Below are 23547 nucleotides of genomic sequence, written 5' to 3'. Positions count from 1 at the left end.
GTGTTAATCATCTGTAGCACATATCTAAAGATTTCATATAACTGAGCCATGGGGAAGGGGCAGTTTATTACCACTGAATTTACTGGAAATGGAGGAGAGCGAGGGGAGTTTCGGGTATGGGAAAGAGTTCAGGATGCGTTTGACGACAGATCCTGTCTTGCCTATTGGCGCTATCCTCTGTTTTCTGCCCAAGGAAAACACCGCAAAGAGCCGGATATTCTGATTCTCGATCGCCAATTGGGAATCGTTGTCATTGAGGTGAAGTCTTTACGGATTCACCAAATCGCCCAAATTACCGGTCATCGTTGGCACTATCAAGGATTTTACCAGAAAACCGGATCGCCCTATCAACAAGCCGAGCAGCAGGTTTGGGCGATTCTGAGATTGTGCGAGCGAGAACCCGGGTTAACGTCTTGTCTGATGAGTCGGGCGATCGTTGCCCTACCTTATATTACCCAAGAACAGTGGCACGAGAAGCAATTCGATCGCCTCATTTCGGCTCCTCCTATTCTGTTTGAAAACCATCTGCGCTTAACTGCCATTGCCCAATTTTGCGATCGCGTTAAAAACATCAGTCCCCTAACTCCAGGCACCTCCCTAAGCGAACAGCAATGGCAACTTTTGCTGTCCTTAATGAGTGGGACTCCCATTTTTCAACCTAATTCCAGTAACCGATGGCGCTTATATCCTTCTCCCAGTCGCGCCGAAATTTTAGCCAAAGCCAGGCAGCAGTTTTCCCAACTTGATTTAGCCCAGGAAACTCTCGCCAAAACTATTCCGCCTGGAGTGCAACGAATTCGCGGTATTGCCGGATCGGGGAAAACGGTAATTCTCTGCCAAAAAGCAGCTCACATGCACTTGAAACATCGAGATTGGAAAATCGCGATCGTCTTCTTTAGCCGCAGTCTTTACCAAACGATTACCGAGCAACTCGATCGCTGGTTACTCCATTTTAGTGAGGGGCAAGTCAGCTATTCTTCGCGCAACCGAAACCTGCGCGTTTTTCACGGTTGGGGAGCCAAAGGACAACCCGGTTTTTATCGCTTTTTATCTCGTCTGTCTGGAGTCTCTCCTCATACCGTTTCTGATACCTTACGATCTGCGCCACATGAAGCGTTAGCTGAGGTGTGTATTGACCTTCTACGTCGAGGAAGAATACCCCAAGTTTTTGATGCGGTTTTTATAGATGAGGGGCAGGATTTCTTAGTCCAAGATAGCATTAAATTTGAACAAAAGCAACCCTTTTATTGGTTAGCTTACCAGTCTGTTCGCTCTTGCAATCCCTTATATCCGGAGCAACGGCGTTTGATTTGGACAATGGATGAATATCAACATCTCGATCCCCAACAGATGACAACTGTTCTCGATTTATTTGGCGCGGAGTTAGGACATCTTTTAAATGGCTCTCATTTAGGGAATATTGCCAAAACCGAAATCCTCTGTAAATCCTATCGTACTCCGGCGCAAGTGTTAAGGGTTGCCTATGGCATTACGATGGGCATTTTTCGCCCCCAAGGATGTTTAACTCAGTTGTGTCAAAAGTCCGATTGGCAAGCCCTAGGATTTAAAGTGGAAGGAGAACTATTGCCTGGAAAATCGATTACCCTCACTCGTCCGTTTGATACCGATCTCAATCCAGTCAGTCAGTTAGACTCATCAGCGCTGATTGAGTTTCAAGCTTATGAATCGCGCCAGGAAGAATTAGCGAATCTGGGTTATCATTTAAGGCAAAATTTACGCCAAGATGGACTAAAACCGAGTCGGGATATTTTGGTTATTCTTTTGGGGACTCGAATTCAGACTCGCCAACTGGAGCCAATGGTGGTTGAGGCACTCTTTAGACAGGGGATAGATGTCTATCTTCCTGGACAAAAGCAGGATTCTGGCTCAAAAAATAGTTTTTGGAGTGAAGGCTGTGTGACGGTTTCATCAATTGAGAAAGCAAAGGGAAATGAGGCAGACATGGTTTACGCGATCGCCCTGGATCATATTGCCCAAGATGAGAGCAATTTATCCCTCAGAAATCACCTATTTATTGCCTTAACTCGCACCAGAGCTTGGGTTACAATTAGTGGAGTGGGGAACTATCCGCTTTATCAAGAACTGTATCAACTTCTGCGATCAGAAAATTCCCTCACATTTACCCTCCCAAAACACTCTCAGCGCTCTCTTTCCATCACCGATATCAGCGAAGTAATCGATCGCTACACAGCCGGCGATCGAAACTTCCAAGGCATGAACCTCAAAGGCGCTCATTTACCGGGAATCAACCTATCCCAAGCCAACTTTATCCGCACCGAATTCCAGGAATCCAACCTAGAAAACGCCCAACTTCAAGGCACTAAATTTATCTTCGCTAATTTAAGCCAAACCAACCTCAGAGGCGCGAATTTAAGGCAAGCCAAACTCATGGGAGCCAACTTGTCTGATGCTCAGTTAGAGGGCGCTGATTTAACCCATGCAGACTTAAGCGATGCCAATTTAAACGGAGCGCAATTCTAACCCTTTAGTTCTTCAAGATATATCATGCTAATTTATCGTATAATTTCAGGGTTAGGAATAACAAAAAAAGACATCAATCTAATTATGGACGATTTGAAAAGCCTTGGGTATAATGACTGGTTTAAAAGTCAAGTGGATGATGAAATGATTGCTGCTCACGATGTTGCACGGGTAGTTTCTGTACATAAAGACAGCTATACTGTGACGAAGGGAGAGAAAGAGATATTTGCTGAATTATCAGGAAATTTTCTTTACCGTACCGAGTTAGCATACGACCTTCCGACTACTGGTGATTGGGTATATGCCGATTTCTTCGATAATGATAGCCATGCCATTATATATGGTGTTTTCCCAAGAAAGACTCTGCTACAGAGAAAGACGGCTGGAAAGGAAGTAAATTTTCAGTTGATAGCTGCAAATATTGATGTTGCTTTCATTATTCAATCTTTGAATGAGAATTTTAATCTACGAAGGCTCGAGCGCTATCTGGTTATGGTCAATGAAAGTGGAATTGAGCCTATTATTCTTCTCAGTAAATGCGATCTGATCTCCAAGGAAGAGATAGATAAAATAAAGAAAAAAGTTCTGAGTATTGCTCCTTACACTCTTGCGATGGAGTTTAGCAATTTAAATCCGGATAATATCGATTCAGTTATTGGCTTGTTAAAGAAGGAATGTTCATATTGCTTGCTAGGATCTTCTGGTGTCGGTAAAACAACTTTACTTAATCGCATCATAGGAATTGAAAAATATGAAACACAACCCGTAAGCAAAATACAGAGCAAAGGGCGACATACGACAACCACCCGTCAATTAGTTTGCCTCGAAAGTGGAGCGATGATAATAGATACCCCAGGAATGAGAGAGCTTGGTAGTCTGTCTGTAGATGAGGGAATCGATGAAACCTTCTCAGAAATTGTAGAGCTTTCGCAAAGCTGCAAATTTTCTAACTGTTCTCATACTCATGAAAAAGGTTGTGCCATTCTTACTGCTATAGAAGCTGGAGATCTGTCCGAACAACGTTATCAAAATTATATGAAGATGAAAAAAGAGTCGGAATTCAATCAAATGTCTTATCTTGAAAAACGACAAAAAGATAAGAGTTTTTCAAAAATGATCAAATCAGTGATGAAAAATAAGAAGAGGTAATCCCCTGCTCGTTCTAAATCCGGACAATCTGCTAAAACTTTAGGAAGGCGAACATTTCTAAAATATCAGTGGCGCGAATTGGTATCCCTCTCCAGTGAAAGAAGGGTTGGGAGAGAGACGTAATACTCCCATTACCCGCGTGTAGCATTATGCTAGGTATTCTGAAGTTTATCGATTAATTCAGCCTTGATTTCTTCCGCCTTGTCATTATCAATTTGACAAGTCCCCGCATTCGCATGGCCTCCCCCTCCATGTTGTAGCATCAATTCACCAATATTGAGAGTTGAAGTCTTATTCAGAATCGATTTACCCACTGCAAAAACGGTATTTTGCTGTTTCAATCCCCACATAATATGCATGGAAATATTACACTCAGGATATTGGGCATAAATCATAAACCGATTCCCGGCATAAATCGTTTCTTCGTTCCGCAGGTCGATCGCCACTAATTGACCATAAGCTTGGGAACAACGTTTTAATTGTTGCTTAAATTGTTCCTGCTGATGTTGATAGAGGTTGACTCGCTCTTGCACATCGGGGAGGGCTAAAATTTCCTCAATCGTGTGAGATTTACAATAATCGATCAATTCCATCATCAATTGATAATTGGAGATTCTAAACTCCTTAAATCTGCCTAAGCCGGTGCGGGCATCCATGATAAAATTGAGCAGAACCCAATCGGTAGGATCGAGAATTTCTTCGGCAGAAAACTGGGCAGAGTCTGCTTTATCCACTGCCGTCATCATCTCTTCAGAAATATCAGTAAACTTGTCTTTTCCACCATAATAGTTATAAACCACTCGTGAGGCCGAAGGGGCATCGGGATCGATAATATAATTCTCCGGTTGAGAGGTGTTGCGTATGGTTTCACTCAAATGGTGATCGAAAACCAAGTGCGCTCCTGGAACATAGGGTAAATTGGTGGTAATATCGCGATCGCTAATCTCGACTTTGCCATCCTGCATATCTTTAGGATGGACAAACTTAATCTCATCAATCAAATTCAGCTCTTTGAGGAGAACCCCACAGACCAACCCATCAAAATCACTGCGAGTGACTAACCGGTATTGTGCATCAACCATGATCAACCTCTTCATTCAACAACAAGCTTTCATCTACCAGGGACTCTGGGAGAATCATCAAGTATAGTCGAGTATAGTATAGTCAATAGCTGTGCTATCAACCCAATCAGAAACCCATGAGACTCTGGATTAGCTGTTTTGTCCTTCTATTAGTGTTAGCTGAAATCTTTCAACAGCTCAAAGCGCTATCAGTTCCCCTTCCTGTCTTTATTGTTGCGGGGGGACTATTGGCTATTGCCTCTAATTTTGAGCAAGTACGTCAATGGACACAAAAGCAGACTCCTCAACCCAAAACCGTCTCATCTGAACCCACGGAAGCTATCGATGCGATCGATGTTACGAGCTACGAAGTGGTTGATGCACCGCCCGATGGGGGAATAAGGGGTTAGCGGGACACTACAGAGGGGAGGCAAGGGGCTGGAGGCCCCTTGTCAAGGGCATCTTCATCGAGATATGGCCTCAGAATCTAATCCACTCTCTCAAGTTGCCATAGGATTTGATTTCCCTCACGTCGAACCCTCGAAACCACCCAGTTTCGCCAAACCCAGTGATCGCCGCGACTGGTAACCGCACTAGCGTTGACATCCATTAAGTCTGCCAACTCCGAGCTAGTAATTAAATAAGCGTGACTGGCAATTTCGTCAGCAATGCGTAAGGTTTCGATTAGGTTTCGCAGTTGTCCAACCCGTACATCACGGGGTAAATTCTCCGTGTTTTCGGAGGACGTAGGATTGGAAGGGGCATTTACATCTGTCATGCTACCGTTTAAAGCAACATCCGTGGATTGTAGCGCGTTCTGCCCATTTAGGGGGGAAAGACTTGATCGCTTTTGGGTTTCTAAAGCTTGTTTTAAGGCGGGAGAGCGACCTGTGGCAAAGGCTTTAGCGATCTCATCACAACGTTCATTATCGCGATCGCCCGTATGAGCTGGCACATATTCCCACAACACCATCTTAGAATTTAACTGATCTAAACTTTCCCACAAATCCTGATTTTGTACCGGTTTTCCTTGGGACGTTTTCCAGCCTTTATTTTTCCAGCCTCGAATCCATTGGGTAATTCCCTTACGCACATAGTCACTATCCGTAAAGACCGTCACCGCTTCGGTTTGTCCCGAAGCCACCACTAACCTTAATCCGGCGATCGCTCCCTGCAACTCCATCCGATTATTCGTCGTATCCGCCTCCGATCCCCCCATTTCATAAATGGAGCCATCTGTAAAATTGACCAGCACAGCCCATCCTCCTGGCCCGGGATTTCCTAAACACGCTCCATCGGTGTAAACACTCTTAACTTTACGTTCAGATTCCATTAATTGTTCAAACATCTCGATTTAAACCTAGACTTTCTACTATACTCTGGTTTTCCTGGCCCTAAGCCATCTCCATGGTAGAATTTTCCCAGACTTTTTAGCATCAAAACCCATGCCGTCCGATTCTCCTCGATCCAAAAGCAGCCGCAAATCTTCCCTAAGTCCAGAAAAATATGCTCGCCTCAAAGCTGAAGCCAAAGCACCTTATCGGGGATTACGTCAATTTATTTACGCCACCTTTGCCACATCCGGTTTAATCGGAGCCTTCATTTTCCTCGCTAAACTCGCTTCAGGAGAAGATCTCAGCACCACTTTAGGCAACCTAGCTCTACAAATTGGTGTAGTTGCCCTCATGGTGTGGCTCTTTCGTCTAGAAAATCGAAAAATATAGCACTTCGCGCGGTAATTAGGTAATTGGGTAATGAGTAATAGGAAGATTGCAGAAATCAGGAACTTTCAACTATACTAAATCCCCAGATAACCCGTTACCGTAAGAGGAGCCATTATGGCCATTGCCCTACAACAAGCCATTGAAGTCGGAAAATATTTAGTCACCCAAAGACTATTAGGACGGAAAAAATTCCCCCTAGTCTTAATGCTTGAACCCCTATTTCGATGCAATTTAGCCTGTTCCGGATGTGGAAAAATCCAGCATCCTAAAGAAATTCTCAAACAACATCTTACCCCAGAAGAATGCTTTGCTGCCGTCGAAGAATGTGGTGCGCCCGTAGTTTCCATTCCCGGAGGCGAACCTCTCTTACACCCACAAATTGTGGAAATTGTCAAGGGATTAATTGAGCGCAGAAAATTTATTTATTTATGCACCAATGGATTATTACTGGAGAAATATTTAAACCGGTTTCAGCCCTCCCCCTATTTAACCTTGAGTGTTCACCTTGATGGCTTACAGGAACAACACGATCGCTGTGTAGACCGTGAAGGCGTGTTTGATATAGCCGTACAAGCAATTCGCGCGGCTAAAGCCAAAGGATTTCGCGTCACCACCAACACCACAGTCTTTGAGGGTGCTGACCCCCAAGAGATACAAAAATTCTTTGACTTTCTCGCCACCTTAAACATTGATGGGATGATGATTTCTCCCGGTTATAGTTATGCCTGGGCCCCCGATCAAGACCATTTCCTGAAACGGGAACAAACCAAAGCGCTATTTCGGGAAATTCTTGCTCCGTTCAAAGCCGGTCAAAAAGCTTGGAATTTTAACCATAATCCCCTATTTTTAGATTTTCTCCTGGGTGAAAAAGACTATGACTGTACCCCTTGGGGAAGTCCTAGCTATAGCGTTTTAGGTTGGCAAAAGCCCTGTTATTTGCTTAATGAAGGCTATTATCAAAGCTTCCAAGAATTACTGGATAATACAGATTGGGACCGATATGGTCATCGCAGTGGCAATCCGAAATGTGCTGATTGCATGGTACATTGTGGCTATGAGCCTACTGCTGCCGTTGATGCTTTAGATCCAAAGAATATGGGCCGCTCTTTTGGTTCTCTCTTTGGTATGGCCCGGTAAGTTCTACGTGCTGGTCATAGGTAATGGGTCATTGGTAGAACCTCAACTGTCTTTATTCGAGTTTGAAACCGTTACGGTGAACCATCGAGGAAAAATCATTGAGCGGGAAACTCGGCAAGCAAAATATTACCGAGAAGATTTGGGAAAAGGAATCTTTTTGGATATGGTGGCGATCGCGGGTGGAACCTTTCTCATGGGATACCAGGAAAAACTCCAGCACTCCGTCAGCTTACCCCCGTTCTACATGGGTAAATTTCAAATCACTCAGGCCCAATGGTTTAGGGTAGCGTCCTTTCCCCCAATACATCGCTCCCTAAACCCCGATCCTTCCAGTTTCAAAGGAGAAAACCGACCTGTAGAAAGTGTTTCCTGGTTAGAGTGTCAGGAATTTTGCGCCCGACTGTGCCAATACACTGGACAATCCTATCGCTTACCGTCCGAAGCCGAATGGGAATATGCTTGTCGTGCAGGAACAGTGACTCCATTTCATTGCGGTGAAACCCTGACTGCCGAGCTGGCTAATTATGATGCCAGCTATAATTACGGGGAAGCTCCCAAAGGTCAATGTCTTTATAAAACCTTACCCGTCGGCAGTTTTCCTGCCAATGGATGGGGGTTATACGATATGCATGGAAATCTATGGGAGTGGTGTGAAGATCGCTGGCAGGATAATGATCTCGATAACAGTCTCGATTGTCCCACCGAGGGGAGCGATCGCGTCATACGTGGGGGGTCTTGGATGATTTATCCTTGGGCTTGTCGAAGTGCCCATCGTCGCTCTTCTCCACTGTATTATGCCAGTTATGGCATTAAACAAGAATTTAAAAAGAATAGATGGCCGCGTCTGTGGTCATGGCTTGGGTTCAAAAATAGCATCCCAGTTCAACCGGAGTCGAGTAGTAATACGATGGAAGCGAAACCAGAAGTTAGGCTCAATACTATTGGTGTGCGGGTCGTGGGTCTCTGATCGCTGACAAATAACAGCGCTATATTGAATAGGATTATCCTTCCTGTTATTTTTATCATCCGCCCATGAGTGTCTTAACCTGGACAGAACTAGAATCGCTCACTCATTTTACGATCGATCGAGTCAATGGCCCGACCAATGCCCAATCCAATTTACGCCTATTTGGTCACTCGGAATCGGATGTGCGGGTTACACTCTATCGAGATCATCATGCTTGGTGTCCCTATTGCCAAAAGGTATGGTTATGGCTAGAGGAAAAACAGATTCCTTATCGTATCCGCAAGGTGACCATGTTCTGCTATGGCAAAAAAGAACAGTGGTATAAAGAAAAAGTGCGATCGGGAATGCTTCCGGCGATCGAGTTGGACGGCCAATTGATTACCGAAAGTGATGATATTTTAATGGCCTTAGAACAGGCGTTTGGCCCCCTGAACGGTGCCGGGATGGAGGATTCCCAGGTGATCCCCCTGCGCAGACTAGAACGGTTACTGTTTCGGGCCTGGTGTAGTTGGCTGTGCTATCCGAGGAGATCGCCCCGTGATGACCAACGGCACAAAGAAAAATTTATTAGCGTAGTTGCCGACGTAGAACAGGCTCTGAGCCGTATGCCTGGCCCCTATTTCCTAGAGGATTTTGGCACGGTGGATATCATTTTCACGCCCTATGTTGAGCGGATGAACGCGAGTTTGTACTACTACAAAGGGTATTGCCTACGCAAGGAAAATCCCCATTTTTCCAACTGGTTTGATGCCATGGAAACTCGCCCAACCTATAGAGGAACCCAAAGCGATTTTCATACCCATGCCCATGATTTACCTCCACAAATGGGTGGCTGTTACCCAAATGAGGAACTGGAAACTCAGGAGAATCAGAAACGGGTGGATAGTGGCCCTTGGTTGGGATTGCCAGATGTAACCTATCCAGAGCCGGAAACCTCCCGAGAAGAAGCTCTTCACCGAGTGCTGAAGCATCGTCAGAATATTATTCAAGTGAATCCCGCCGACGATCGCCTGTTTGATGAAGCGCTGCGTTGTGCTTTAACCTACTTGATTAAGGGAGAGAAGTGTCCCCCACCATCAGGATCGGATATCGGATTACGTTATTTGCGCGATCGCATTAGTGTTCCGAGGGATATGTCGATTTATGCCGCTAAACGGTTACGGGAAGCCTTAGAAAGTACCGCAGCGCTAGTGGGTGATGGCGAAGGGACTCCCCTTTCGGTGCGCGATCGTCGCGATCAAGACCCGACTCAATTCAACCCCACGAGCTAATTGTCAAGAGAAGACTCTCGTGCCATAAATTCTACCCTAGGAATTAAGGGATCTTGAACTAATCCAATGCCCCGATAGCCCCATCGATTGAGTAGAGCGTTTAGCTGGGAACCAACTAACGATTCAACGGCAAATTGATGGGCAACATCGGGGGCATGGGTATTGAGATAACTGTAGGCTTCAAAATCTTGTTGGAACAGTAACAGATAGTTTTGATCTCCTAAACGAGCCGTGATATATTGACCGTCATTTTGAGAGCGAATCAGATAATAGGTTTGAAAGGCCATAGGCGAAATAGGATGGATAATTTATTTGAGATCTTCTAAACGAATGCGAGGATCGGCAAACTTTAACATCAGATCGGCAATTAAATTGCCAATAATGAGCATCACTGCCCCCATCATCAGACTGGCCATAATTAAGTACAAATCCTGGGATTGGACAGCACTGAGAATTAAGCGCCCTAAACCCGGCCAGTTAAAGAAAAATTCGGTGATAAAAGAACCACTTAATAAGGTGGCAAATTCAAAACCTAAAAGAGTGATCAGAGGATTAATGGCGTTGCGCAGAGCATGAACATAAATAACGCGATTTTCCGGTAAGCCTTTGGCGCGGGCAGTGCGGATATAATCTTGGCGCAAAACGTCTAAAAATTGTCCTCTTGTGAGGCGCTGGAGTCCAGCAAATCCGGTAATACTGAGGGCTAAGACGGGTAAGATCATATGCCAACCAATATCAAGAATTTTGCCCACTAAAGTTAAGTCAGAAAAATAGATGCTCGTCATGTCTCCGACGGGTAAAAGAGGGGAAACACTTTGGGCAAAAAAGAGCAAGGCAAGGGCGGTAATAAAGCTGGGAAATCCTTGCCCAATATAGCTGAGAACTCGCAGACTTTGATCGAGTTTGGTATTTTGTTTGAGGGCAGCAACAATACCTAATGGAAGGGCTATCGCCCAGTTAATCACCAGAGATATAATAGCTAACAACAGGGTATTGGCCATCCGCTCCCAGAGCAGGGAAGCAACAGAGCGCTGATAGACAAAACTCTGACCAAAATCTCCGTATCTAATAATACTCCAGAGCCAGCGAAAATACTGTTGATAGGCAGGTTTATCTAAGCCAAATTGTTGGGAGAGTTGTTCCAGGGTTTCGGGGGAAATTTGGGGATTTTGGCGCAGGGTATCGATATAGTTGCCAGGGGCAAGTTGAATAATGGTAAAGCTTAAGGCAGAGGCTAATAAAAGGGTGATTAAGCCTTGTAATACCCGTTTGCTGATGTAGAGGAAGACTTCATTACCAAAAAGTCCCCGGAGATTGTAGGAGAGGGTAGAGTTCATGGATTGGAGTGGGGGAATGGGGGAGCGAGGAGATGAGGAGATAGGGGGATGGGGAAATACGGGGACACTGCGATCTCCTATTCCCTATTACCCATCTAGTATTGGATTAGGCTAGAAATCGGGACATTGGGGAGGTGTTTACGTCCTTCGAGAGCTTCTAATTCAATCACAAAGACAAATCCGGCTAAGACTGCTCCGGCTTGCTCTACCAGTTTTGCCGTGGCTTGCGCGGTTCCCCCAGTAGCGATTAAATCATCAACGACGACGACGCGATCGCGACAGCGATGCGGAGCATTATCGCCCCCTTGCAGGGCATCTTGATGCATTTCCAACTGATCTTGACCATATTCGAGATCGTAACTGACTTGATAAACCGGGGCGGGTAGCTTTTTCGGCTTGCGGACTGGAATAAAACCACAATTCAATTGATACGCTACTGCTGTGCCAAAGATAAATCCCCGTGACTCCATTCCCAGGATATAGTCTGGCGAGAGTTCACTACAGCGTTGAGCCAATAAATCAATCGTTGAGCGAAACCCTTCGGGGTGCTTCAACAGCGTGGTAATATCGCGAAACAAAATCCCCGGTTTAGGAAAATCGGGAATATCCCGAATCAGAGTCTGAATCTCTTTAATATCCATGATCTAAATATTATTTCTGTGATTATCAGGTTATCAGAACCGATGCTTCCCAATCCTACCTGATTCCTAGAATAAGGGAGAAGACAGCGATCGCCTCTAAAGGTTAATCTAGAACAAAGGGTGAGCGATCCGGTAATATGCACTTAGCATCCCAGATTGACTCATATGAGTATTAGCGATCGTGTTCCCCTTTGATGGTCTGATTAACCCCTGTCCTCTTTTACCCAGTTCATTCGTCATCAGAGATCCTGATCGTGCGTCCTTGAAGTTGAACAGTTCACCACAAGGGCAGTATCTAACACGATTTGAATGTTTCTTGAGAACATTATGCAAACCAACAGTCCACCCCTCAATACCACTCCCTTAATTCTGGAGAACTTGGTCGACCCCCCTCTCAATTCCCCAGAATGTCCCCGTCGTACTCGCTGGCATCTCGATCTGATTCTACTAGCTCTCGAAGCTCTAGATTTAGGGGGATCGGAAGCCATGCTCGCTGCCTCCAAAACCCTCCAACTTCAAGAGATCATTCAAAATCGTGTTAGCCTATGGCGCTTACGCAGCACTAATCCCTTTCGCCGTGCCCATATGCGTCGTTCTCTGAGTATAGAAGAAGCTAAGGCATTAGTGGCGATCGCCGCTACCCTCGCCCGCAAACGCACGGTCCTCATCCGTCAACTGCTCGTTGCCTACGATCAACTGCAAGAAAGACACCTCTCCGTAGAACACCATTTTAGGCTCTCCGAATACCTCGATCGCTTCCGGGCCCATTTCCGCTCGCGCATGAACCTCCAACGTTCTGCCCTCACCCAATACCAAAACGATCGAGCCTTAAATGAACTCGGTGTATCTTTACTAAGCCAACTCCTATTTTGTACCGGAACCAAAGGAATGCAACGATTGTGGATTAGCCTATTTGATGGAGAAGTGGTATGAGTATCGAACGTCAATACAATTTACCCAACTGCAACTTAACCCTCTGGGGATGGAGTGAGGCTAATGAAGGCAGTTCCTTAGATTTTCAGCCCCTTTCCATGTTAAGTAATGTGGAATGCCAAATTGCTGGAGTCAAATTAACTGGGGGAAAAGAATTTTTTGAAAGCCTCGTGTGGGCAGTTAGCCACTATGCCCAAGAAGTCCTCAGTGGGGTGTCCTATCCCCAAGAGCATCTTCCCGGGCCAAAATGGATACACTTAGAAAAACTCAACGGCCATTACCATCGCCTATGCATTAATACGAAGACTCCCGATCCGGCTGCGACCTCTCCCAACCCTCCAGAAGTTAAATTAAGTGATGTCCAGCTCTTTGATCTGGTAGAAGCCGTCGATCAATTTTTTGCCGATACCCAAACCTTACCGAGCCTTTCCTGGTCTCTAGCTCCCACTCCTAAGCGCTATGTACAAGCCACCATTCCAGGGCCTCAACGAGCTGCTCCCGCTGCCCTAGGAGTCGTCGGTTTGGCGGTTGCAGCCGGCTTATTTCTGATGATGCCCATACCCAACATTGAACGGCCGGAGACCCTGGAGGAAGTTGAACCCCATGGTGCCTCCGAGTCTGAAGACTCTGGTGAACCTCCCTCTCCTTCTCCAAATACCGATCAAAGCGATCGAGAACCTAATGGAGAGGCAGCCCTAACGGTTTCCGACTCGACTACCACTAATCCTTTAACTACTGGGCGGACTTCTTCACGGCCGACGATTGAAGATATCGATACTTTAGTCGAACGCCGACCCTCAATTACCGATGCAACAGAAATAGGGACTTTAAATCGAAGATTGCATGAAGATATTGACCGGGCTTGGCAAAGTCGCGAAGATTTAGAAAGAGATTTAACCTATCGAGTGGCCGTAGGGCAAGATGGGGCAATTTTGGGATATCGAGGGACAGATGAAGCCATGATTCCCCAAGATGACCAACTGACTCCCTTGTTAGAGTTAGCTTATATTCCGACCGATGAAGGAGGAGCAGAAGCGGAGTCGATTGCTGAGTTTAAAGTTGTCTTTCGCCAAAAAGGGGTAGTTGAGGTCAGTCCTTGGAATGGCTTTCCGCCCGGATCTCAAAGTTTAGGCCCGGAAATTACCGATCCGTTTTTACTAGAAAATTTAAATCAGGAACTCTATAACCAAATTGATCGAGTGCGGATTCGGGAAGCCGATTTCCCCACAGAACTCAATTATCGAGTAGCCGTGCAACCAGACGGTGAAATTGCTGATTATGAAGCCCTGAATCAAGCGGCATTTGATTATTTAGATCGGACTCCTCTACCGAGTTTATTAGAGGTCACCCAAAACAGCCGTTCTGAAGAGCCAGAAAGTTCTGACGAGCCTTTAGCCCAGTTTAAGGTGGTGTTTACGCCGGAAGGGATTTTACAGGTGAGTCCTTGGCGGGGATATTATGGGGTCAACTGAGTCCATGATGTTCGTATGGCTAACAACTTCCACTTAATCGATCTAGTTGGGCAACGAGAAGCAGTTAGAGAGCATCTCCAGGGGTTTACAGAAGAAGAGATGCTTAGATGGCTAAAGGCTTATGGGCGCTTGGAAGAGTATTACAATAGTGCCGCCACTCACCAAATATACATCTTCACCTCTAATCTTGGGATAGAAGCTGGTTTCTTCTTCCGTAAAGGTCAAATGATCTTCATCGGTGACCATTATACTTTTGTATAAAGAGAATGATTTTTGCTTCAAGTGACAGAAGAGGGATAATTATTCCTCTTCGTGTCCCCGCGCTCCCCCATCCTCGCGACTCTTCAAAAAAGTTTTCACTGGGGGTTGACATATCGAAAAACCTTAGTTAAGATAATTAAGGTGAATAAATCAAGCCCCCATCGTCTAGAGGCCTAGGACACCTCCCTTTCACGGAGGCGACAGGGATTCGAATTCCCTTGGGGGTATACCAATAGAAGCTTGTAGGAGTGAGAAATTAGTTTCTCACTCCTACAAGCTTTTAAACCACACTATCGCCTAAGACTGACTGATGTATTCTTTTAATGAGTTTCTAAAAACAGGATGCGATCTCAATCAACACCCTGTTTGGAGTGGTTACCAGCCTTTTTCAGCTTGCTCTAAAACATAAGCTGACACATCTTCAATTTGCTGGTCATTCAATTTACCCAAGAAACGAGGCATAGCAGCTTTCCCATTGCTTACCTGAGTAACAATTGCCTCTAGAGTATTCATTCCATATTTCTCTAAATCGGCTTTACTCAAAGTTTTAGTGGGGTTAACCAAGTTTTTCCCACCCGCATGACAAGCAGCACAATTGGCAGAAAATACGCCTGCGCCAGCCCCTGCATCACCAGCGAGGGCAGGTGTGGACAGAGAAAAGGAAAGGATTGCGATCGCCGCAATAATCCAAGATAGCAGTTTTTTCACAGTGTTCTCCAGTAATAAACCCAACAGCATCGGGAATAAACCGTATCATTATAAGACAAAAGGGGAGTTTGGTAAAACTCCCCTTACTTCAGGTAATTACGGTTGCTTAAGAAGCTACTTGGGCCGATCGCCGGGGACGGGTACGCCGATTTTTCAGGGGTACACCATCAGTTTGAGGAGTCGTTTTAGAACCCTTCTCTTGGGGTTTTAGATCCCCAGGAAGATCTTCAGGGGTTTGCATCAGTAAGACAAGTAACGGATTACTCCGCAATTCTCTTCTCAGGAGTCGGTTTAAATCGTGTTCGATTTCTTGTTGCAAGCGATGGAAACTGACATCCAACTGTCCTTTGCCAAAAGAGCGCACAAACTCTGACCAGCGATTATCTAAGGTAGTTTGTATCGATTGGGCGATCGCATCCTCTAAATACCGTTGTTTCAAGGACGTTACCACACCCCGCAAATGCACCATGGGACAGTTGGCTAATTTCCCTTCCCAATTCACACCAGCAGCCACTGTAATCACCCCATCTTCAGCTAACTGTTGCCGTTCTTTGAGGACTTGTTCATGGAGGATACCCGCATTATCGACCAAAGCCACACCTGAAGATACTTTACCGGCAATCTCAATGGAATTCTCGGTCAGCTCAATCATATCGCCATTATCGACAATCACCATATTTTCTTCGGGAATGCCCATACTTTTGGCCGTTTGCCCATGTTTAATTAACATCCGGTGTTCCCCATGAACCGGGATAAAGAACTTCGGACGAGTTAAAGCTAACATCAGCTTATGGTCTTCTTGACATCCATGACCGGAAACATGAATGCCTTGATTTTTGCCATAGACCACATTCGCCCCTTGTTTCATCAATTGGTCAATGGTGTTCACGACGGCAATAGTATTACCCGGAATGGGGTTAGCAGAAAAGACCACCGTATCTCCCTGGCGAATTTTAACTTGTCGATGTTCTTGTTTAGCAATCCGAGTTAGAGCCGATAAGGGTTCCCCCTGAGATCCAGTGGTCAGGATCAGCACTTTTTCATCTGGCAAGTTGCGAATGGCATGTAGGGGTTGCAGCAGCTCATCGGGACATTTTACATATCCCAAGTTGCGAGCATGGGCAATGACATTCAGCATGGAGCGCCCTAAAACTGAAACTACTCGATTATGTTTTTGCGCCAGTTGCAGGATAATATTCACCCGATGCACGGAGGAGGCAAAGGTCGTGACTAAAATCCGTCCCGCAGCTTGGGAAAACACCCGGTCGAGGTTGGGAATGGTGGAACTTTCTGATGCCGTAAATCCGGGCACTTCAGCGTTCGTGGAATCACTCATGAGGCACAATACGCCTTTTTCCCCATGTTCGGCCAGTTTCTGTAGGTCAAACAGTTCTCCATCCACAGGAGTATGATCGATTTTGAAGTCTCCAGAATGGATAATGACACCGAGGGGAGTATGGATGGCAACTGTAAAGCTGTCGGCCATGGAGTGGGTGTTACGGATAAATTCTACAACAAAGTTTTTCCCTACCCGTACCATATCTCTGGGGCCGACGGTTCTCAATTCAGTGCGATCGCTCACTCCTGCTTCTTCGAGTTTACCTTCTAACAGGGCCATCGCTAACCGGGGGCCGTAAATCACGGGAATGTCAAACTGTTTCAGATGATAGGCAATACCACCAATATGGTCTTCATGGCCGTGGGTGACAATCATGCCTTTGATGCGATCGCGATTTTCCCGCAAATATGATATATCCGGCAAGACAATGTTGACCCCATGCATCCCATCAGTGGGAAAGGCTAATCCAGCATCGAGTAATATAATTTCGTCTTCATACTCAAAGACGCAGGTGTTTTTGCCAATTTCATGCAAACCTCCCAGGGGAATAATTTTGATTGCAGACTTTTGATTCTTTCTAACCATAATTTTTCGAGTTTAGTGTGACATTAGTGTGACAGATGTATGGGCTAAGTTCAGTTGCACCTAGCCTTAACTGTGATTCAAGTGTCAGCAATTTCTGCTGTCGCGGATATGAAATGCGCTGCGCTAAGGTACGGGATCAAAGGTTCACACTTTGAGTACCAGAAGCTCTTGCCTTTTTCCTAGCGCTTTGCGCTCTAAGAGACATTTCAATCACTTTTTTTCCTAACCAATGGGGCGCTTATCATGGGGATTTCCTCCCGTTTTTAGGTCGATTTTTTAACTCTACTCCTGACCAAACGGCTCAGTTTAAACCCAACTGATTCAAGACATTTTTCAATTCTGCTTGAATGGAGTCTGGGGTTTCTACTAAGGGTAAACGTAACTGGTTAACCGGCCATCCTTGAAGAGCCAGTGCTGCTTTAATTGGAATTGGGTTAGTCGTCAGAAACAAAGCCTTAAAGAGGGGAAAAAGTTTCAAATGAATTGCCGTTGCTTGTTGGGTCTTTCCCATTTCAAAGCACTGAATCATCTCTTGTAATTCCTTACCCACTAGGTGAGAGGCTACACTGACCACACCTTGCCCACCGACCGAGAGCATGGGTAACGTTAGGGAATCATCTCCAGAATAGATATCAAACTCAGGGGGAACCAGTTGGCGAATAAGACTGACTTGATCGAGTTTCCCACTGGCTTCTTTAATGCCAACAATATTGGGGATTTCTGCTAAACGGGCTACAGTTTCTGGGGGCATATTTTGCCCGGTTCGTCCAGGAATATTGTACAGCAAAAGAGAAATATCGGGGCAAGCTTTGGCGATCGCCTTAAAATGCTGATAAAGTCCTTCTGCGGGAGGCTTATTGTAATAGGGAACCACTTGTAATGAGCCATCTAAGCCCAATTTCATCGCTTTTTGGGTCGCTGAAATTGCCTCTGAGGTTGAATTCGACCCTGTCCCGGCAATTACTTTAGCTCTACCCGCTACTGCTTGTTTCACCACCTGGAATAACTGATGTTGTTCCTCCCAGGTTAAGGTAGGCGACTCCCCTGTTGTACCACAGATTACGAGGCTATCACTGCCGTTTTTGATTAAATGAATGGCTAATTCTTCAGCCACCTCATAATTAACGCTACCATCAGCCGAAAATGGCGCGATCATCGCTGTGATCACTCGTCCAAAACTACTCACCCTTTTTATGCTCCTTTTTCTTTGATGCGCTTGATAATTTTTCGGTTCACTTTATTGACTTAATGCCACTTCACGGGGTTTAACCCAATCTTTTTCCACCAACAGTTCAGCAATTTGAACCGCGTTTAAAGCCGCTCCCTTACGAATTTGATCTCCACATAACCACAGTTCTAGCCCACAAGGATGGGATAAATCCTGACGAATTCTACCGACTAAAACCTCATCTTTACCCGTGGCTTCCATCGGCATGGGAAAATAATTGGTGCTCCAATCTTCAACCAGTTTCACCCCTGGAGCCGTTTGCAAGACTTCTCTGGCTTTTTCCACAGGGAAGGGTTGTTTAAATTCTAAGTTAATGGCCTCTGAGTGCGCTCTGAGTACAGGAACACGCACGCAGGTAGCGGATACTCGCAAATCGTGAGCTGAAAAGATTTTCCGGGTTTCATTAACCATTTTCATCTCTTCCTGACAATAGCCTTGGTCATTCAAGGGCGAATTGTGGGGAAATAGATTAAAGGCTAGGGGGTAGGGAAACAGTTCCGGTTTTGGATCTTGGCCATTAAGAATCTGCTGGGCTTGAATTTTCACCTCTTCCATAGCCCGTGCCCCTGCACCACTAGCCGATTGATAGGTCGCTGCGATCAGTCTCTCTACGGGTTGCACTTGATGCAACGGCCACACAGCTACCGTCATTAAAATCGTAGTGCAATTGGGATTAGCAATAATTCCTTGATGGGTCGCTGCCGCTTCGGGATTGACCTCGGGAACCACTAGGGGGACTTCAGGAACCATGCGAAATGCACTGGAGTTATCAATGACCACTGCACCTGCTGCCACCGCTTTCGGGGCCCAAGTTTTGGAGGTTGAACCTCCGGCTGAGGCAAGTACCACATCTACTTGGTTGAAACATCCCTCTGCTACAGGTTCAACGGGCAGAGTTTCCCCTCTAAAGGATAGAGTACGCCCCGCTGACCGAGGAGAAGCCAAGAGTTTTAGGCTCTCTAGAGGGAAATTACGGGTTGCTAATAGGTCGATTAATTCGGTTCCAACTGCACCAGTGGCTCCCAGAATGGCAACTCTATAGGATTTTGGCAAAAGGTGATCCTCCTTGATTTTAAAACTTTAGCATTCAGGTTTAGACTATCTGGATTTTCTTAAAATTTCTGAATCGGGCACAAGATAAATAATATATAGAGCAAACTTTTAAGTTTTTTTTGGCGTTAGAACTTAGCTTACCGCATACTCGGCTCTGCTGAGAAGGATTTAATTTCCTCCATTCCTCTTTCACCAGAGCGCCCAGCGTACCATCTTCCAGATTCTAGCAGGTTAAGGCTGCTCTGGGCCAATTTCTGTTGACAACTTACAGCACTTTGCTTGCGTTATGAAACACAAGCTTGACTCCTCAAAGCTATGTACCACAACCCTATTCCCTATTTCCTATTCCCCAGCGCAAAGCGCTGTAGGACTTGTCAGACTTTTTTTGACAAGTTTTTGTTTTGATTCGGGTTGAATTGTCAACCCCCTATTATATAATACCATTGCGTGGTGTGTCAGGAGCTTGACCCTCCCCTTCACCGCCCGTGGCTCAATTCCCATTCAGTATACAGATCTAGTGATGAAAGTTACCCAGGAAAAATTGCCCGCCAGTCAAGTTGGTTTAGAAATTGAAGTGCCTGCCGAAGCATCAAAGGCTGCTTATGAGCAGGTGATTAAGGAATTTAGCCGTACCGCTAAGCTTCCTGGGTTTCGGAAAGGGAAAATTCCCCGCCATGTGCTGATCCAGCAATTGGGCAGTCAAAACCTGAAGGCGGCAGCCGTAGAAAAGTTAATCAAACAGTCCGTAGATGAGGCGATCGCCCAAGAAAAATTAGAAACCCTCGGCTCTCCCCAACTCAAGTCGGAATTTGATAGCCTCGTGAACCAATTTAAGCCCGGGGAAGCGATCACGTTTAATGCAGCCGTAGATGTGCCCCCAGAGCCGAAATTAGTGGAATACAAGGGCTTAAGTGTCAAAGCGGAAGAGATTAAACCCGATCCAGAAGCGGTCAATGAAGTCCTCAAGTCCGAACAAGAGAAGCGGGTGACTTTAATTCCCATTGAAGATCGCCCCTGCCAGCTTGGGGATGTGGCTGTGGTTGATTTTGTGGGTCGTCGAGTGGCAAAAGACGGGGAGGAAGTGCCAGAACCGGCAGAGATCCCAGGAGCGAGTGCCACTGACTTTCAGGTAGAAATGGAGTCAGATCGCTTTATTCCTGGCTTTATCGATGGTATGGTCGGAATGGAGCAGGGACAAACCAAAACCATTGCTGTCAAGTTCCCAGACGAGTATCCCCAAGAAGATATTGCCGGTCAGCCGGCTGAGTTTGAAATTACGCTGAAAGAGATTAAGGAAAAGGAACTACCAGAACTCGATGATGAGTTTGCTGAAGAGGTCAGTGAATTTGACACTCTAGAAGCCCTAACGACTTCCTTAACTGAGCGGTTTGCCAAGGAAGCAGAAGATAAAACCAAAACCAACAAACAACAGGCCCTAGTAGCCGCTCTGTTAGAAAAAGTGGAGGTAGAACTGCCGGAGAGCTTAATTGAAGACACGGTGACCCAACAGTTAACCCAAATGGCAATGCAGTTGGCCAATCAAGGGCTGGATATGAATAAAATCTTCACGCCTGAACAGATTCCTACATTTCGTCAAAATGCTCGCCCAGAAGCGATTAAAGCGATTCGAGAATCCCTGGCGATCGCCGAAATTGCCAAGCAACAATCCTTGCAGGCCGATGAATCCGAAATTCAAGCCAAAATGGATGATGTGCTAAAAACAGTCGAAGATCCCAAAGAGATTAACCGCGATCGCTTGAAAGAAATTGTCACTGAAGACTTAAATCGGGAAAAAGTCCTCGAATGGCTAGAAGCCAATGGCACAGTAGAATTAGTCGCTGAAGGGAGCCTAAACTCAGAAGAGACGAGTCCAGAGACAGAAAAACCAGAAACCCAACCCGAAGCTGAATCCTCAGAAATCAACGCTCCTAGCTAGGGTAGAACCAGCCAAATCTCCCCTAAAAGTTGAACAAGGGCTAACTTTTCTTGGGTTGACCTGCCAGAATGGGGGAGATTAAGGCATAATAAACCCAAGAGGTCAATTAGCCTAAAAATGACCCTAAAATAAACTAACCTCTAACTTGGAACTCAAATCTCTGAGAAACCCCATGATATTCCGATCTCAATCCCAGTATTCTTCTCCTGAAAGTTATAGCTCGCAAGACATCATTTCCTACCATCCCCAAGGGGTAATTCCCATGGTGGTTGAGCAGTCAGGTCGGGGAGAAAGAGCCTTTGATATCTATTCTCGACTCTTGCGAGAACGGATTATCTTTCTGGGAACAGCGATCGATGATATGGTGGCTGACTCAGTCGTGGCCCAACTTCTTTTCCTAGAAGCAGAAGACCCAGAAAAAGACATTCAACTCTACATTAACTCCCCCGGTGGGTCGGTGACCGCAGGAATGGCAATGTATGATACTATTCAGCAAATCCGCCCCGATGTGGTCACTATCTGTTACGGATTAGCAGCAAGTATGGGAGCGTTTCTGTTAGCAGCAGGAACAGCCGCAAAACGAATGTCTTTACCTAACTCCCGGATCATGATCCACCAACCCCTGGGAGGGGCCCAAGGACAAGCGGTTGATATTGAAATTCAGGCTAAAGAAATTCTTTATCATAAGGAAACGTTAAATGGGCTATTGGCCCATCACACGGGTCAATCCCTGGAAAAAATTTCAGAAGATACAGAACGAGACTTTTTTATGTCTGCTGAGGAAGCGAAAACCTATGGTCTAATCGATCGGGTGATTACCCAACCCCAGTCCCATCCATCTGACTCCCACCCCACTGTTTAATCAGAGGCCGCTTTATGTCTAAATATGACTCCCATCTCAAATGTTCATTTTGTGGAAAATCCCAGGAACAAGTACGGAAGTTGATCGCGGGCCCAGGGGTCTATATTTGCGATGAATGCGTGGAACTCTGTAATGAAATTCTGGACGAAGAGCTGTTTGACTCAAGTTCCACTTCTGCTCCTCCCAATCCTAGACGGGGGGAACCGGCTCAGAAAAAACGGCGATCGCGCACCGCAAACCTAACTCTAGGTCAAATCCCTAAACCTAAAGAAATTAAACACTATCTTGATGATAATGTTATTGGCCAGGAAGAAGCCAAAAAAGTGCTATCTGTGGCCGTATATAACCATTACAAGCGATTGAGTTTTATCCAATCCAAGCTCAACAATGCTGGAGCAAATGGGGGAAAACCCAATTCAGAAGATAATATAGAACTGCAAAAATCGAATATTTTGCTCGTAGGCCCCACAGGATGTGGGAAAACCCTACTCGCCCAAACCCTAGCCGATATGCTAGATGTGCCCTTTGCTGTAGCTGATGCTACAACGCTAACGGAAGCAGGCTATGTGGGTGAAGATGTAGAAAATATTCTACTGCGCTTGTTGCAAGTCGCAGATTTTGACGTTGAAGAAGCCCAGCGAGGCATCATCTATATCGATGAAATCGATAAGATTGCCCGCAAGAGCGAAAACCCGTCCATTACCCGTGATGTCTCCGGGGAAGGGGTACAACAAGCTCTGTTGAAAATGCTAGAGGGTACGATCGCCAATGTTCCTCCCCAAGGAGGACGTAAACACCCGTACCAAGATTGTATCCAAATAGACACCAGCAATATCCTGTTTATCTGTGGTGGAGCCTTTGTTGGCCTAGATAAAGTGGTCAGCCAGCGCACCGGGAAAAAATCCATGGGCTTTATTCAGCCAGGAGATAGCCAACCCAAAGAAAAACGGGCAGCCGATGTACTGAAGGCATTAGAGCCAGAAGACTTAGTGAAGTTTGGCATGATTCCCGAATTTATCGGCCGCATTCCCGTAGTTGCCGTGGTCGATCCATTGGATGAAGAAGCCTTGAAATGCATCCTTACGCAACCTCGAAATGCCTTGGTTAAACAGTATCAAAAACTGCTGAAGATGGATAACGTGGCTCTGGAGTTTCGCCCAGATGCGACAGCAGCGATCGCCCGGGAAGCGTATCGGCGGAAAACTGGAGCTAGAGCCTTACGGGGAATCGTCGAGGAACTGATGTTAGATGTGATGTACGAACTGCCCTCGCGCAAAGATGTGACTCGCTGTGTAATTACCAAAGACATGGTTGAGAAGCGATCGACGGCAGAACTCTTGCTTCACCCCTCCTCCTTACCCAAACCTGAATCTGCCTAGAT

22 protein-coding genes and 1 tRNA gene are annotated in these 23547 nt (G+C 45.8%); 14 read left to right on the top strand and 9 right to left on the bottom strand.

The window, feature by feature from the left end:
• Window positions 1-48: 48 nt before the first annotated feature.
• Both PN466_RS22535 and rsgA read left to right on the top strand, forming a co-directional pair.
• On the top strand, window positions 49-2502 hold the full coding sequence (locus PN466_RS22535; RefSeq protein WP_271944217.1) for a pentapeptide repeat-containing protein: 2454 nt from the start codon (window positions 49-51) through the stop codon (window positions 2500-2502).
• Window positions 2503-2526: 24 nt separating this feature from the next.
• Window positions 2527-3651 (top strand): ribosome small subunit-dependent GTPase A, encoded by a 1125-nt coding sequence (gene rsgA / locus PN466_RS22530; RefSeq protein WP_271944215.1) that lies wholly within the window; start codon window positions 2527-2529, stop codon window positions 3649-3651.
• A 152-nt stretch (window positions 3652-3803) separates the two neighbouring features.
• Here rsgA and PN466_RS22525 read toward each other — a convergent pair whose 3' ends face one another.
• The gene (locus tag PN466_RS22525; RefSeq protein ID WP_271944213.1) at window positions 3804-4733 is read right to left on the bottom strand and encodes an exopolyphosphatase; all 930 of its coding nucleotides are present in this window, start codon (window positions 4731-4733) and stop codon (window positions 3804-3806) included.
• 116 nt (window positions 4734-4849) lie between these two features.
• Between PN466_RS22525 and PN466_RS22520 the strand changes: the two genes are divergently transcribed.
• Window positions 4850-5122 carry a hypothetical protein gene (locus PN466_RS22520; RefSeq protein ID WP_271944211.1) on the top strand — a complete coding sequence of 91 codons (273 nt, stop codon included), beginning with the start codon at window positions 4850-4852 and terminating at the stop codon, window positions 5120-5122.
• A 77-nt stretch (window positions 5123-5199) separates the two neighbouring features.
• Here the strand turns inward: PN466_RS22520 and rnhA are convergent, their stop codons facing one another.
• Window positions 5200-6060 (bottom strand): ribonuclease HI, encoded by an 861-nt coding sequence (gene rnhA / locus PN466_RS22515; RefSeq protein ID WP_271944209.1) that lies wholly within the window; start codon window positions 6058-6060, stop codon window positions 5200-5202.
• Between the two features lie 97 nt (window positions 6061-6157).
• Between rnhA and PN466_RS22510 the strand changes: the two genes are divergently transcribed.
• The 4 genes from PN466_RS22510 (at window position 6158) to PN466_RS22495 (ending at window position 9811) form a co-directional block, all read left to right on the top strand.
• The gene (locus PN466_RS22510; protein ID WP_271944207.1) at window positions 6158-6436 is read left to right on the top strand and encodes a DUF3493 domain-containing protein; all 279 of its coding nucleotides are present in this window, start codon (window positions 6158-6160) and stop codon (window positions 6434-6436) included.
• 114 nt (window positions 6437-6550) lie between these two features.
• Window positions 6551-7573, top strand: coding sequence for an adenosyl-hopene transferase HpnH (gene hpnH, locus PN466_RS22505; RefSeq protein WP_271944205.1), 1023 nt, complete (start codon window positions 6551-6553; stop codon window positions 7571-7573).
• Window positions 7574-7604: 31 nt separating this feature from the next.
• Window positions 7605-8540 (top strand): formylglycine-generating enzyme family protein, encoded by a 936-nt coding sequence (locus PN466_RS22500; protein WP_271944203.1) that lies wholly within the window; start codon window positions 7605-7607, stop codon window positions 8538-8540.
• A gap of 65 nt (window positions 8541-8605) precedes the next feature.
• Window positions 8606-9811 carry a glutathione S-transferase family protein gene (locus PN466_RS22495; protein ID WP_271944201.1) on the top strand — a complete coding sequence of 402 codons (1206 nt, stop codon included), beginning with the start codon at window positions 8606-8608 and terminating at the stop codon, window positions 9809-9811.
• Here PN466_RS22495 and PN466_RS22490 read toward each other — a convergent pair.
• The 3 genes from PN466_RS22490 to PN466_RS22480 all read right to left on the bottom strand — a co-directional run bounded on the left by PN466_RS22490 (window position 9808) and on the right by PN466_RS22480 (window position 11789).
• Window positions 9808-10098, bottom strand: a complete 291-nt coding sequence (locus tag PN466_RS22490; protein WP_271944199.1) for a hypothetical protein — start codon at window positions 10096-10098, stop codon at window positions 9808-9810. The two genes, PN466_RS22495 and PN466_RS22490, sit on opposite strands and share 4 nt — an antisense overlap.
• Before the next feature lie 21 nt (window positions 10099-10119).
• Window positions 10120-11148 carry an ABC transporter permease gene (locus PN466_RS22485; protein ID WP_271944198.1) on the bottom strand — a complete coding sequence of 343 codons (1029 nt, stop codon included), beginning with the start codon at window positions 11146-11148 and terminating at the stop codon, window positions 10120-10122.
• A gap of 95 nt (window positions 11149-11243) precedes the next feature.
• A complete protein-coding gene (locus PN466_RS22480; protein WP_271944196.1) occupies window positions 11244-11789 on the bottom strand; it encodes an adenine phosphoribosyltransferase in 546 nt (181 codons plus the stop codon).
• Between the two features lie 327 nt (window positions 11790-12116).
• Here PN466_RS22480 and PN466_RS22475 point away from each other — a divergent pair, with 327 nt between their 5' ends.
• The 4 genes from PN466_RS22475 to PN466_RS22460 all read left to right on the top strand — a co-directional run bounded on the left by PN466_RS22475 (window position 12117) and on the right by PN466_RS22460 (window position 14682).
• Entirely contained in the window at window positions 12117-12722 is a 606-nt protein-coding gene (locus PN466_RS22475; protein ID WP_271944194.1) for a DUF3038 domain-containing protein, read from the top strand.
• Window positions 12719-14194, top strand: coding sequence for a DUF4335 domain-containing protein (locus tag PN466_RS22470; RefSeq protein WP_271944192.1), 1476 nt, complete (start codon window positions 12719-12721; stop codon window positions 14192-14194). The genes PN466_RS22475 and PN466_RS22470 overlap by 4 nt, the downstream gene beginning before the upstream one ends.
• Before the next feature lie 15 nt (window positions 14195-14209).
• Complete coding sequence (locus PN466_RS22465; RefSeq protein WP_271944190.1) at window positions 14210-14455, top strand: hypothetical protein; 246 nt, start codon at window positions 14210-14212, stop codon at window positions 14453-14455.
• Between the two features lie 154 nt (window positions 14456-14609).
• A tRNA-Glu gene (locus PN466_RS22460) sits at window positions 14610-14682 on the top strand.
• A 148-nt stretch (window positions 14683-14830) separates the two neighbouring features.
• Here PN466_RS22460 and petJ read toward each other — a convergent pair.
• From petJ to PN466_RS22440, 4 genes are all read right to left on the bottom strand, one after another.
• The gene (petJ, locus tag PN466_RS22455; RefSeq protein WP_271944188.1) at window positions 14831-15163 is read right to left on the bottom strand and encodes a cytochrome c6 PetJ; all 333 of its coding nucleotides are present in this window, start codon (window positions 15161-15163) and stop codon (window positions 14831-14833) included.
• A 106-nt stretch (window positions 15164-15269) separates the two neighbouring features.
• Complete coding sequence (locus tag PN466_RS22450; RefSeq protein ID WP_271944186.1) at window positions 15270-17087, bottom strand: ribonuclease J; 1818 nt, start codon at window positions 17085-17087, stop codon at window positions 15270-15272.
• Window positions 17088-17388: 301 nt separating this feature from the next.
• Window positions 17389-18273, bottom strand: coding sequence for a 4-hydroxy-tetrahydrodipicolinate synthase (gene dapA, locus PN466_RS22445; RefSeq protein WP_271944184.1), 885 nt, complete (start codon window positions 18271-18273; stop codon window positions 17389-17391).
• Window positions 18274-18324: 51 nt separating this feature from the next.
• On the bottom strand, window positions 18325-19368 hold the full coding sequence (locus tag PN466_RS22440; RefSeq protein WP_271944182.1) for an aspartate-semialdehyde dehydrogenase: 1044 nt from the start codon (window positions 19366-19368) through the stop codon (window positions 18325-18327).
• A gap of 520 nt (window positions 19369-19888) precedes the next feature.
• Here PN466_RS22440 and tig point away from each other — a divergent pair.
• The 3 genes from tig (at window position 19889) to clpX (ending at window position 23545) form a co-directional block, all read left to right on the top strand.
• Window positions 19889-21304: a trigger factor gene (gene tig, locus PN466_RS22435; RefSeq protein ID WP_390890058.1), complete on the top strand. Its 1416-nt coding sequence runs from the start codon at window positions 19889-19891 to the stop codon at window positions 21302-21304.
• Between the two features lie 175 nt (window positions 21305-21479).
• The gene (gene clpP, locus PN466_RS22430; protein WP_390890057.1) at window positions 21480-22166 is read left to right on the top strand and encodes an ATP-dependent Clp endopeptidase proteolytic subunit ClpP; all 687 of its coding nucleotides are present in this window, start codon (window positions 21480-21482) and stop codon (window positions 22164-22166) included.
• A 14-nt stretch (window positions 22167-22180) separates the two neighbouring features.
• Window positions 22181-23545, top strand: a complete 1365-nt coding sequence (clpX, locus tag PN466_RS22425) for an ATP-dependent protease ATP-binding subunit ClpX (protein ID WP_271944176.1) — start codon at window positions 22181-22183, stop codon at window positions 23543-23545.
• Window positions 23546-23547: the final 2 nt, after the last annotated feature.

Origin of the sequence: Roseofilum reptotaenium CS-1145, assembly GCF_028330985.1 — a bacterium.
In the GTDB taxonomy this organism is placed as follows: domain Bacteria; phylum Cyanobacteriota; class Cyanobacteriia; order Cyanobacteriales; family Desertifilaceae; genus Roseofilum; species Roseofilum reptotaenium.
This window is presented reverse-complemented; position numbering and strand designations above follow the sequence as displayed.

Coding starts and splice junctions, on each gene's coding strand:
- PN466_RS22535 (WP_271944217.1), top strand. CDS start 49: ATGGGGAAGGGGCAGTTTATTACCACTGAATTTACTGGAAATGGAGGA.
- rsgA (WP_271944215.1), top strand. CDS start 2,527: ATGCTAATTTATCGTATAATTTCAGGGTTAGGAATAACAAAAAAAGAC.
- PN466_RS22525 (WP_271944213.1), bottom strand. CDS start 4,733: ATGGTTGATGCACAATACCGGTTAGTCACTCGCAGTGATTTTGATGGG.
- PN466_RS22520 (WP_271944211.1), top strand. CDS start 4,850: ATGAGACTCTGGATTAGCTGTTTTGTCCTTCTATTAGTGTTAGCTGAA.
- rnhA (WP_271944209.1), bottom strand. CDS start 6,060: ATGTTTGAACAATTAATGGAATCTGAACGTAAAGTTAAGAGTGTTTAC.
- PN466_RS22510 (WP_271944207.1), top strand. CDS start 6,158: ATGCCGTCCGATTCTCCTCGATCCAAAAGCAGCCGCAAATCTTCCCTA.
- hpnH (WP_271944205.1), top strand. CDS start 6,551: ATGGCCATTGCCCTACAACAAGCCATTGAAGTCGGAAAATATTTAGTC.
- PN466_RS22495 (WP_271944201.1), top strand. CDS start 8,606: ATGAGTGTCTTAACCTGGACAGAACTAGAATCGCTCACTCATTTTACG.
- PN466_RS22490 (WP_271944199.1), bottom strand. CDS start 10,098: ATGGCCTTTCAAACCTATTATCTGATTCGCTCTCAAAATGACGGTCAA.
- PN466_RS22485 (WP_271944198.1), bottom strand. CDS start 11,148: ATGAACTCTACCCTCTCCTACAATCTCCGGGGACTTTTTGGTAATGAA.
- PN466_RS22480 (WP_271944196.1), bottom strand. CDS start 11,789: ATGGATATTAAAGAGATTCAGACTCTGATTCGGGATATTCCCGATTTT.
- PN466_RS22475 (WP_271944194.1), top strand. CDS start 12,117: ATGCAAACCAACAGTCCACCCCTCAATACCACTCCCTTAATTCTGGAG.
- PN466_RS22470 (WP_271944192.1), top strand. CDS start 12,719: ATGAGTATCGAACGTCAATACAATTTACCCAACTGCAACTTAACCCTC.
- PN466_RS22465 (WP_271944190.1), top strand. CDS start 14,210: ATGGCTAACAACTTCCACTTAATCGATCTAGTTGGGCAACGAGAAGCA.
- PN466_RS22450 (WP_271944186.1), bottom strand. CDS start 17,087: ATGGTTAGAAAGAATCAAAAGTCTGCAATCAAAATTATTCCCCTGGGA.
- tig (WP_390890058.1), top strand. CDS start 19,889: ATGAAAGTTACCCAGGAAAAATTGCCCGCCAGTCAAGTTGGTTTAGAA.
- clpX (WP_271944176.1), top strand. CDS start 22,181: ATGTCTAAATATGACTCCCATCTCAAATGTTCATTTTGTGGAAAATCC.